The organism is Pseudonocardia tropica (assembly GCF_040105315.1).
Classification (GTDB): domain Bacteria; phylum Actinomycetota; class Actinomycetes; order Mycobacteriales; family Pseudonocardiaceae; genus Pseudonocardia; species Pseudonocardia alni.
Window position 1 is genome coordinate 1 of sequence record NZ_JBEDNP010000038.1, and the last position, 10,044, is coordinate 10,044.

Here is a 10,044-nt window from a genome sequence, read left to right on the forward strand (position 1 = left end):
GGCGTTCGACGATGTTCGGTGTAGGAACCTTCATCATCAACTTCTCGGGGCCCGCCTCACCGCAGCGACACGACCCCACCCGCGCGGTCGATCACGCCCTCACCTGCACTCCATTTCCGGAAGAGCCCAGCATCGCCGCAGACGAATGCCCTGATCTGAATTCCCTGATCGCTCTGCCCCATCGCTAGCCGACGGGGGCTCCTGCGGTGGACGATCACTTCCAGTGCGCCCGGCTCCGGTGGGAGTTTCCGGTTAGGCGAGCTGCTGCAGCGTGACGCCGCCGTCGTTGGAACGCTCGACCCCGACTTCGGTCACTACCGTCAGCCGGCCTCCGTGTTCGGCACTGATCGCTTGCGGTGGGGCCGCGGTGGCGCCCCGACGCTGCCAGGTCACGCCGCGGTCGGTGCTGGCGTACAGCGTTCCTTCCGGTGCGATCCCGTACACGCTGCCGTCGTCGGCCCATGCAAGGTAGGCCAGTAGCGGGCTCCCGGCGATGCTGGTGAAGGTGGTGCCGCCGTCATGGCTGGCCATCACTCCGGCCTCGGTGGTGGCCAGGATCCGGGTGTTCTCTCCGGGCGCCAAGGCGATGTCGAGAGCGGACAGCGACGCCCGTCGTTGCCAGTTCTGGCCGCTGTCGCTGCTGGTTAGGAGCAGTCCGCGGGTGGCGTCGAGGCCGGCGACAACTGTGCCGTCGACGTCGAGGGCGTGGAAGTCGACCTCGCCGTGCAGGCTGATCGGCTCCCACGTCGCACCGCGGTCGGTGCTGCGGACCAGGCCGAGCGGGTTCGGTGTGCTGGTGTCCTGCGGGGCGGGGTGGCCGCTGGCCAGGTAGGTGTTCGGGCCGGCGACGGTGAAGCCCATCAGGTCGGGGCCGCCGGCCAGCGGGTTCTGGCGCGGCGTCACTGTTCCCTCGGCGGTGAGGCTGAACAGGCCGTGGTGGCCTGCGATGACCGTGCTGCCGTCGCCAGGGTCGACTCCGACCCCGTGGACGTGGCCGACCTGCTCGAACACGCCGGCGGTACCGGCGGTGGCGGGCGCGGCGGCCGGTTGAGCCGGTCCGCCGCAGCCCACCAGCAGCACGGCGATGCCCGCGGTCAGCACGGCATAGGTCAAGGGTGCTCGGGGTCTACCAAGCTTGAGGTTCGTGCGGTCTACCGGAGGTGAGTCGATCATCAGCGGTGGGGGTCTCTCTTCAGCCGGGGCGTGCCCCGGCATCGCGGTCGGTTCGGCGGGCCGAACCGTGGGCAGGATGTCGAGGCCGTCGTGGCTGCGTGGTCATCGACCCTCGCAACGTGGCGCGCGGCGGTCGCCGTGGGGTGTGTGGGCAGACAGCGCTCGCACCGCGCACCCGAGCAGGCAGCGCAGGACCGCCCGGCCAGGCTCGGATCTGGCGGCCGCGACCATCGCGGACAGTGGACCTCGGGCAGCGGACCGACTCGCACTCTTCGCCATCGGACAGCCTCCGTCGTCGATACGGGTGGGGGGTATACCGGTCCACGGTACATACCCCCCACCCGTATCGGCCAGGGTGAGTGTGGCTCTCTGTCGCCGTCGTCGCCCGTGGCCGGAGGACGGTCAGCCGAGCAGCCCGCGCATCTGGCCGATCTCGGCCTGCTGGGCGTCGATGATCTTCTGGGCCAGTGCCTTCGCCTCGGGATTGATTCCGCCGGCGAGTTCGGTCTCGGCCATCTGCACCGCACCCTCGTGGTGGGCGATCATCATCTCGAGGAACATGCGGTCGAAGTCGTCGCCGTCGGCCTGCTCGAGCTGGCGCATCTGGTCAGGCGTCATCATCCCGCCCATACCGCCCTGGCCCATACCGCCCTGGCTCATTCCGCCGTGGTCCATCCCGGACATGCCGCCCTGGTCCATCCCGGGCATACCACCGGATGCGGGTGCGCCCCAGGTGGTGAGGAAGGTCTGCATCTGCGCGATCTCCGGGCCTTGGGCCTGCTCGATCTCGGTGGCGAGGCCGCGGACGTCGTCACTACCGGCGCGGTCGGTGGCCAGCTTCGACATCTCCACGGCCTGCCGGTGGTGCGGGATCATGCCCTGGGCGAAGGCGATGTCGGCCTGGTTGTGCTCGGTCGAGACCGCCGCGCCCGGAGCAGCGGCGCTGGTCGGGGCGGGGGCCGGGGCCGCGGGTGAGGCGCTGCCGGCGGGCTCTGCGCCGCCGCAGGCGGACAGGACGAGGGCAGCGGTCAGCGTCGTGGCCGCGGTGGCCACGTGGGTGATCTTCATGTGTGGTTCTGGCTCTCCGTGTCGATTACGGGTGATCGGGCCGGGATCCGGCGCTCTGCCGCGCCGGGGGCCGATCAGGTCCGCAAGACGCAGAGCTGAGCGAGTCGTCGGGGGACGGGTGGTGGCCGCTGGGCAGGGCGGCCGCGGGAGCGCTGGCGGGCCGCGGTGAGCGCGACCGGGAGCGGCAGGCGTCCGAGGAACAGCCACGCCGAGAGCAGGGCGACCCCGGCGGCGGCCAGCACGGCCAGGCACAGGTGCAGCGCGTGGGTGGCGTCGTGCTCGCCGTGGTCGGCCGGCGTCGGCTGTTCGACTGCCACCGGTGCCGGTGGCGCGGATGCCATGTCGGCACGGTGGTCGCTGTGCCCGGTCGCTGTCGCTGCGACCGCCACCTCGTGCCCGGTGTCTGCCGCGGGGGCCGGGGCGACGAGTGCGTGCATCCCGATCAGGCCGAGCAGGACAGGCAGGACCAGCAGCACCAGCTGCAGCCCTTCTCGCCTGTTGGCCATGTCGGTCACGGTACCGGGGCGGCTGCCCGGTCCGCGCGTGCCGTGCCGTCGTCCTGGCGCGAGGGTGTCAGGTCGATCGACGGTCTTCTGAGACCGGACCGCCACGCGATGGCCTCACCCGGTGTCGGCGCCGACGAGTCGTGCTGTGCTGCGCGCCGGCGTCAGGTCGAGACGGCGAAGAAGCTGAGCGTTGAGGGCGACGACGACGGTCGAGGCGGACATCAGGATCGCGCCGACGCTCATTGGCAGGACGAACCCGACGGGAGCAAGGACCCCGGCCGCCAGCGGTACGGAGACCAGGTTGTAGCCGGCCGCCCACCAGAGGTTCTGTTTCATCTTCCGGTAGGACGCACGCGACAGGTCGATCACCGACAGCACCGACCTCGGGTCGGACGAGGCGAGGATGACACCGGCGGAACCGATCGCGACGTCGGTCCCGGCCCCGATCGCGATACCCACGTCGGCCTGGGCCAGGGCAGGAGCGTCGTTGACGCCGTCGCCGACCATCGCGACCCGACGACCCTCGCTCTGCAGCTCGGCCACCTTGGCGGCCTTGTCCTCCGGACGGACTCCGGCGAAGACCCGGTCGATGCCGAGGTCGGCAGCGACGGTGTCGGCCACGGCCCGGGCATCACCGGTGATCATGACCACCTGCGTGCCGACGGCGTGCAGAGCCTCGACCGCCTCCCGGGACTCTGGCCTGATCTCGTCTGCCAGTCGCAGCGCCGCGATGACCTCCCCGTCGGCGAGGACGTGCAGGATGATCGCCCCTTGGCGGCGCCACTGGTCCGCGACCGCGAACTCGGCGGCGCCGTGCTGGTCGAGCAGATGGGGTCCGCCGACCTGGATCAGCGTGCCGTCCACGGTGGCCTCGACCCCGACCGCGGGAGACGAGGAGAACTCACGCGCCGCGGGCACGGTCAAGCCTCGGCTGCGGGCGGCGCCGACGATGGCTCTGGCCAGTGGATGTTCGCTGTCGGCCTCGGCCGCGGCCGCGAGAGCGAGCACCTCGTCCGCGGCGCGGCCCTCGCCCGGCTCGATGCCGGTGACGGTCGGCTCGCCCCGGGTGAGGGTCCCGGTCTTGTCGAACAGCACGGCATCGACGGTGCGCATCGACTCCAGCGCCAGACGATCCTTGACCAGCACGCCGCCCCGGGCGGCACGCTCGGTGGCGATGGACACCACCAGCGGGATGGCCAGCCCGAGAGCATGCGGGCAGGCGATGACCAGCACGGTGATGGTGCGCACCACGGCGGTGTCGGGCAACCCGACCAGAGACCAGACCACCGCGGTGAGCACGGCAGCGCCGAGGGCGAACCAGAACAACCACCCGGCCGCGGTGTCGGCGAGACGCTGAGCCCGCGACGACGATGCCTGGGCGTCAGCCACGAGCCGGCGGATCCCGGCCAGCGCAGTATCGTCCCCGGTCGCCGTGACCTCGACCCGCAGGCCCGAGTCGGTCGCAACGGTGCCGGCCACGACCTGATCACCAGTCTGGCGCCGCACCGTACGGGACTCCCCGGTCACCATGGACTCGTCCATGCTCGCTGACCCGTCCACGATCGTTCCGTCGGCGGGCACCGACGAGCCGGGCCGGACGATGACCACGTCTCCGACCACCAGGTCGGCCGGTGAGACGGTGACGACGACATCGCCGTGGTCGACCCGCTCGGCCTCGTCGGGCAGCAGTGCCGCCAGGGAGTCCAGCGCCGAGGTGGTCTGGGCGAGTGAGCGCATCTCGATCCAGTGACCCAGCAGCATGATCACGACCAGCAGCGCGAGCTCCCACCAGAAGTTCAGTTCGCCGTCAAGCAGGCCCAGGCTGGCACCCCAGGACGCGATGAACGCGACCGTGATCGCCAGGCCGATCAGCAGCATCATGCCCGGCGTGCGCGACCGGACCTCTGCCACGGCGCCGGTGAGGAACGGGCGCCCTCCCCAGAAATAGATCACCGTGCCCAGCACCGGCGAGACCCACAGCACCCACTCGCCGGCAGGCAGGTGATAGCCGACCAGGTGGGCGAACATGTCGTTGAACCCGACTACGGGGACGGCCAGGACGAGCATGATCCAGAACAGCCGCTGGAACTCCCTGACGTGATCGCCGTGACTGTTGTGTCCCTGATGCTCGCTGTGCCCCTGCGCACCGGGCTCGTGATGTCCCGGGTGCTCACCCGGGCCGGTCCCGAGCGATGCGGGAGCCGGGCGGCCCTCCTCGGCCGGCCCGGCAGCGCTACCCGTCGTGTCGGCTGCTTGGTGTGAGTGGCGAGCAGGCCCGTCTGCGTCCTTGCTCGATCGCTCTCCGGGGTTCATGACACATGGATACCCCATACCCCATGGGGGTATCAAGCAAGGACATACTCAGTTAGTTGGTTCGTTCGTGATGCGGCTCGGCCCGGTCGTCCGATCTCGGGCGATCGACTGTGCTGCGCCATATCTGTCCCCGGCGATCCGGTGGGATCACGGATCGACGCGGTTGAATGCAGATACCCCGTAGGGGTATGCTGGAGGTATCTCGAGGAGGTAGGGCGATGCAGCACGGGTACGCCGACAGCAAGGACTCCCACATCAAGCGGATGCGTCGGATCGAGGGCCAGGTCCGCGGGATCACGAAGATGATCGAGTCGGACAAGTACTGCATCGACATCCTGACCCAGGTGACGGCGGTCAACAAAGCCCTCGAGGCCGTGGCCCTGGGCCTGCTCGACGAGCACCTCAAGCACTGCGTCGCCGACGCCGCCACCGAAGGTGGCCCCGTCGCCGACCAGAAGATCCAAGAGGCCAGCGCCGCGATCGCGCGACTGGTCCGTTCCTGAGTACGACGACCGAGGGGAATGAGCGCTATGAGCACAGCGACCTACACCGTCACCGGCATGACCTGCGGGCACTGTGTCTCGTCGGTCGCCGAGGAGATCAGCGAGATCTCCGGTGTGACCGACGTGGCGGTCGACCTACCGACCGGCGCCGTCACTGTCACCAGTGACCGCGAGGTGTCCCCCGACGCGGTCCGCGCAGCCGTCAAGGAAGCCGGGTACGAGGTCACCACGGCCTGAGCACCACCAGCACCAGTCCGCCACCCGGTAAGGGTCACGGCCCAGCAGCTCGCTGCGCGCGGCCGTCCACCCGTACCGGGTCTCACCGAAGGACTTCCGACGATGAAGACCGCAGCACGACTGTCCGCCTACGGTGCGGCTGTCGTCCTCTTCGGAGCCGGTGCATTCGCGACCGGCGCGACCATCGATGCCCCCACCGCACACCTACGCCCCACCGCGCAGACCGCCGACCACGGGGCTGACCCGGCGGCGGGTCACGGCGCTCCCACCGCCTCCCGGTCGACAGGGCCCGCCGGCCTGGCCTCGACCGAGGGCGGTCTGACGCTGACGCCCGCCTCTAACACGCTCCCGGCCCGGCAGGCGAGCGAGCTCGCGTTCCGGATCACCGGCCCCGACGGGGCTGCGATCACCGGATTCGACATCGAGCACGAGAAGCGGATGCACCTGATCGTCGTGCGCAGCGACACGGCCTACTTCCAGCACCTGCACCCGACGATGGACCCCGACGGCACCTGGCGGGCCCCGATCACCCTGCCCGGCGGAGGCACCTATCGTGCCTTCGCCGACTTCGCCCCCACCGATGGCGAGGCCGCGACGCTCGGAGTCGACCTGTTCGCCCCGGGCACCTTCGCGCCCGTCACACCGCAGGCTAACCGCACCGCCACCGCCCCCGGGGGCTACGAGGTGACCCTCGACGGGGTGCTCGAGCCCGGCAGGTCGAGCCCGGTCACCCTCACCGTGACCCGTCACGGCCAGCCGGTGCGCGACCTGCAGCCCTACCTGGGCGCCTACGGCCACCTGGTCGCGCTGCGCAGCGGCGATCTCGGCTACCTCCACGTCCACCCCGACGGAGCACCCGGGGACGGCACCACCGAGTCCGGGCCCGGAATTTCCTTCCAGACCGAGGTGCCCTCGACCGGCACCTACCGGCTGTTCCTCGATTTCCAGCACGGCGGTCAGGTCCGCACCGCGCAGTTCACGGTCCCGACCACCGGGTCCGCGCCGGCCGCGCCCGGCTCGGTCGAGACCGGCCACCCGCACACCGGCGGAGGCCACTGATGACCGCGACCCTGCCCCCGTCCGGCGACCAGGTGCGCGAGATCGAGCTGGCCATCGGCGGCATGACGTGTGCGTCCTGCGCGAACCGCGTCGAGCGCAAGCTGAACAAGCTCGACGGAGTCAGCGCCACGGTCAACTACGCGACCGAGAAGGCGAAGGTCTCCGCGCCGGGCGGTGTCGGCACCGACGCCCTCGTGGCCGCCGTGGAATCGGCCGGCTACTCGGCCGTCCTTCCGACCCCGCCGCACCGCGGCGACGACACCACCGACGACACCGCCGAACAGGACGACGAGCTGCGTCCCCTGCGCGACCGCCTCCTCGGCGCGGCCCTGCTGTCGGTCCCGGTCGTGGTCCTGTCGATGACCCCGCCCCTGCAGTTCGTGAACTGGCAGTGGCTCTGCCTGGTCCTCACCGCGCCGGTCTGGGCCTGGGCCGGCGCCCCGTTCCACCGCGCAGCCTGGACGAACCTGCGTCACGGCGCGGCCACCATGGACACCCTCATCTCGATGGGCACCACGGCGGCGATGGCCTGGTCGGTCTATGCGCTGTTCTTCGGTACCGCAGGAATTCCCGGCATGGTCCACCCCTTCGAGCTGTCGGTCTCACCCACCGACGGCGCCGGCAACATGTACCTCGAGGTCGTGGCCGGGGTCATCACGTTCGTCCTCGCCGGCCGCTACTTCGAGCAGCGCTCCAAGCGCCGAGCGGGCGCCGCCCTGCGCGCCCTGCTCGAACTCGGGGCCAAGGACGTCGCCGTCCTACGTGACGGCTCGGAGGTTCGCATCCCGATCGCCGAACTCGCCGTCGGGGACCGGTTCGTCGTCCGGCCCGGAGGGAAGATCGCCACCGACGGCACGGTCGTCGACGGCCGCTCGGCTGTCGACGCCTCGATGCTCACCGGCGAGTCCGTCCCGGTCGAGGTCGCCGTCGGCGACACCGTCGTCGGCGCCACCGTCAACGCCGGCGGGCGCCTGGTCGTCCAAGCGACGCGGGTGGGCTCGGACACCCAGCTCGCCCAGATGGCATCGCTGGTCGAGGACGCCCAGAACGGCAAGGCCGCCGTCCAGCGCCTCGCCGACCGGATCTCAGGGGTCTTCGTACCGATCGTCATCGCGGTCGCTGTGGTGACGCTCGGATTCTGGCTAGGCGCCGGGGCCGGCGCGACCGCGGCGTTCACCGCTGCCGTCGCCGTGCTGATCATCGCCTGCCCCTGTGCGCTCGGCCTTGCCACACCGACCGCGCTGCTGGTCGGAACCGGCCGCGGCGCCCAGATGGGCGTGCTGATCAAGGGCCCCGAAGTCCTGGAATCCACCCGCAGGATCGACACCATCGTCCTCGACAAGACCGGCACCGTCACCACCGGCAAGATGTCCCTGGCCGCCGTCCACACCGCCAGCGGAACCGACGAGGCCACCGCCCTTCGGCTGGCAGGCGCCCTGGAGAAGGCCTCCGAGCACCCGATCGCCACCGCGATCGCCACCGCCGCCGAGACGCGCACCGGCAATCTCCCCGGCGTCGAGGACTTCACCAACCACGAAGGACTCGGTGTCCAGGGGGTTGTCGACGGTCACGCCGTGATCGTGGGCCGGCCACGTCTGCTCGAGCAGTGGTCGACTCCGCTGACCGGCGAGCTCGCCGACGCCGCTGCGGCTGAGGCGGCTCGCGGGGCCACCGCCGTCGCCGTCGCCTGGGACGGGCAGGCCCGCGCCGTGCTCGTCGTTGCCGACACCATCAAGGAAACCTCCGCCGAGGCCATCACCGAGTTCCGTCGTCTCGGGCTGCGACCGGTACTGCTGACCGGGGACAACCGCGCCGTCGCTGACTCCGTCGCCGGCGAGGTCGGCATCGACGTCGGCGACGACACCGTCATCGCCGACGTCATGCCTGCCGACAAACTCGCCGTCATCGAGCGCCTGCAGCGTCAGGGCCGAGTCGTCGCCATGGTCGGCGACGGGGTCAACGATGCCGCGGCCCTCGCTCAGGCAGACCTCGGCCTGGCCATGGGCACCGGCACTGATGTCGCCATCGAGGCCTCCGACATCACCCTCGTCCGTGGCGACCTGCGCGCCGCAGCCGATGCCGTACGGCTCGCACGCACAACCCTGAGCACAATCAAGACCAACCTGTTCTGGGCCTTCGCCTACAACACTGCGGCGATCCCGCTCGCAGCGTTGGGCCTGCTCAACCCGATGATCGCCGGTGCAGCGATGGCGTTCAGCTCGGTCTTCGTGGTCGGCAACAGCCTGCGGCTACGTCGTTTCCGAGGACACGCGGTCTGATCCGCTTCCCGGTCGAGGAGGTGGTGCAGCCACGATGGCTGCGTCACCTCCTCCCGGGCCGCCACAGTCGCGCACAGGCTGTGAGGCGCATCAGTACGGGTACGGCGGGTGCGGGCAGGACAGCACGTCATCGATCATCACGGTGATCCATCTGCGACCGCGTGAGGTCTGATCACGGGTGGGTTCAATCAGGGTTGCTCAGGAGAGGCATACCGAGCGATACCCGCTCTGCGGAGCCCGCGCTCGCCCGGTCGAGGCGGGTGAGCTTTTCGGCTGCAGCGGTGAGGCTGGTCGTAAGGCCTTCGATCTCTCCGAGCCAGTGGTTCAGACGGGCCTCCTGAATCCGGTCTCGGAGGTTGTCGACGATCGCGGCGAGCCGCGGCCGGGCGCGCGGGTCGACGCGCAGGCTGGGGCAGCGGATGCAGGCGTGTTCGTGTCGACACGGAGTGCCGTAGGGACGGCCGCAGGTGCCGAGCTCGAGCTTGCGGGTCTGGAAATGCTGCTGGAACTCCCGCCACTCGGCGTCGGTAGCCACACGGTGCTCCGCAGCCGGACGCTCAGCGCGCCGGTTGGCCAGGAAGGCCTGGTAGCTGCGGACGAGCTCGTCGTCGAACACAGCGGTGTAGGCCTGAGTGGTGTTCACGCTGGCGTGGCCGAGAAGCCGAGCCACGATGTGCAGTGGGAGGCCTCCGTTCGCGGCTTCGGTGGCGAAGATCCTTCGGAAGTCGTGTGGGGTGAACCGCAGGGGTTCCCCGGTGAGGGTGCGGACGCCGGCGCGTTCTGAAGCGCCCCGGATGTGGTGGAGGCTCTGATCCCACGGGAAGGTGGAGATCGTGCCGGCACCGAGGAAGTTCAGCGACGAGATGCGCGAGCGCGCCCAGCGCATGGTCCGTGAAGCACGCCGGC

Annotated in this window: 10 protein-coding genes; 5 read left to right on the forward strand and 5 right to left on the reverse strand. The window is 70.4% G+C overall.

What is annotated here, in order from left to right:
• Positions 1 to 188: hypothetical protein (locus WHI96_RS26775; protein WP_349302478.1), on the forward strand; the 188-nt coding region annotated here is incomplete at its 5' end.
• A 64-nt stretch (positions 189 to 252) separates the two neighbouring features.
• On the opposite strand, the gene WHI96_RS26780 is transcribed toward WHI96_RS26775, so the two are convergent.
• From WHI96_RS26780 to WHI96_RS26795, 4 genes are all read right to left on the reverse strand, one after another.
• Entirely contained in the window at positions 253 to 1,215 is a 963-nt protein-coding gene (locus tag WHI96_RS26780; protein ID WP_349302479.1) for a F510_1955 family glycosylhydrolase, read from the reverse strand.
• Positions 1,216 to 1,575: 360 nt separating this feature from the next.
• The gene (locus WHI96_RS26785; RefSeq protein WP_345643805.1) at positions 1,576 to 2,241 is read right to left on the reverse strand and encodes a DUF305 domain-containing protein; all 666 of its coding nucleotides are present in this window, start codon (positions 2,239 to 2,241) and stop codon (positions 1,576 to 1,578) included.
• Between the two features lie 74 nt (positions 2,242 to 2,315).
• Entirely contained in the window at positions 2,316 to 2,747 is a 432-nt protein-coding gene (locus WHI96_RS26790) for a DUF6153 family protein (protein ID WP_345643808.1), read from the reverse strand.
• Positions 2,748 to 2,861: 114 nt separating this feature from the next.
• Positions 2,862 to 4,814 carry a heavy metal translocating P-type ATPase gene (locus WHI96_RS26795; RefSeq protein WP_345643812.1) on the reverse strand — a complete coding sequence of 651 codons (1,953 nt, stop codon included), beginning with the start codon at positions 4,812 to 4,814 and terminating at the stop codon, positions 2,862 to 2,864.
• Positions 4,815 to 5,278: 464 nt separating this feature from the next.
• Between WHI96_RS26795 and WHI96_RS26800 the strand changes: the two genes are divergently transcribed.
• The 4 genes from WHI96_RS26800 to WHI96_RS26815 all read left to right on the forward strand — a co-directional run bounded on the left by WHI96_RS26800 (position 5,279) and on the right by WHI96_RS26815 (position 9,138).
• Positions 5,279 to 5,563 carry a metal-sensitive transcriptional regulator gene (locus WHI96_RS26800; protein WP_345643815.1) on the forward strand — a complete coding sequence of 95 codons (285 nt, stop codon included), beginning with the start codon at positions 5,279 to 5,281 and terminating at the stop codon, positions 5,561 to 5,563.
• Positions 5,564 to 5,590: 27 nt separating this feature from the next.
• On the forward strand, positions 5,591 to 5,800 hold the full coding sequence (locus WHI96_RS26805) for a heavy-metal-associated domain-containing protein (protein WP_345643818.1): 210 nt from the start codon (positions 5,591 to 5,593) through the stop codon (positions 5,798 to 5,800).
• Between the two features lie 102 nt (positions 5,801 to 5,902).
• Complete coding sequence (locus tag WHI96_RS26810) at positions 5,903 to 6,859, forward strand: DUF8832 domain-containing protein (RefSeq protein ID WP_345643821.1); 957 nt, start codon at positions 5,903 to 5,905, stop codon at positions 6,857 to 6,859.
• Complete coding sequence (locus tag WHI96_RS26815; protein WP_349302480.1) at positions 6,859 to 9,138, forward strand: heavy metal translocating P-type ATPase; 2,280 nt, start codon at positions 6,859 to 6,861, stop codon at positions 9,136 to 9,138. The genes WHI96_RS26810 and WHI96_RS26815 overlap by 1 nt, the downstream gene beginning before the upstream one ends.
• Positions 9,139 to 9,322: 184 nt before the next feature.
• On the opposite strand, the gene WHI96_RS26820 is transcribed toward WHI96_RS26815, so the two are convergent.
• Positions 9,323 to 10,044, reverse strand: a 722-nt coding sequence (locus WHI96_RS26820) for a tyrosine-type recombinase/integrase (RefSeq protein WP_349302481.1), incomplete at its 5' end; no start/stop codon positions are given.

Bases quoted from the DNA above. Each gene is read 5' to 3' on its own strand.
- WHI96_RS26795 (WP_345643812.1), bottom strand. From the start codon at position 4,814: ATGCTCGTCCTGGCCGTCCCCGTAGTCGGGTTCAACGACATGTTCGCC.
- WHI96_RS26805 (WP_345643818.1), top strand. From the start codon at position 5,591: ATGAGCACAGCGACCTACACCGTCACCGGCATGACCTGCGGGCACTGT.
- WHI96_RS26790 (WP_345643808.1), bottom strand. From the start codon at position 2,747: ATGGCCAACAGGCGAGAAGGGCTGCAGCTGGTGCTGCTGGTCCTGCCT.
- WHI96_RS26815 (WP_349302480.1), top strand. From the start codon at position 6,859: ATGACCGCGACCCTGCCCCCGTCCGGCGACCAGGTGCGCGAGATCGAG.
- WHI96_RS26780 (WP_349302479.1), bottom strand. From the start codon at position 1,215: ATGCCGGGGCACGCCCCGGCTGAAGAGAGACCCCCACCGCTGATGATC.
- WHI96_RS26810 (WP_345643821.1), top strand. From the start codon at position 5,903: ATGAAGACCGCAGCACGACTGTCCGCCTACGGTGCGGCTGTCGTCCTC.
- WHI96_RS26800 (WP_345643815.1), top strand. From the start codon at position 5,279: ATGCAGCACGGGTACGCCGACAGCAAGGACTCCCACATCAAGCGGATG.
- WHI96_RS26785 (WP_345643805.1), bottom strand. From the start codon at position 2,241: ATGAAGATCACCCACGTGGCCACCGCGGCCACGACGCTGACCGCTGCC.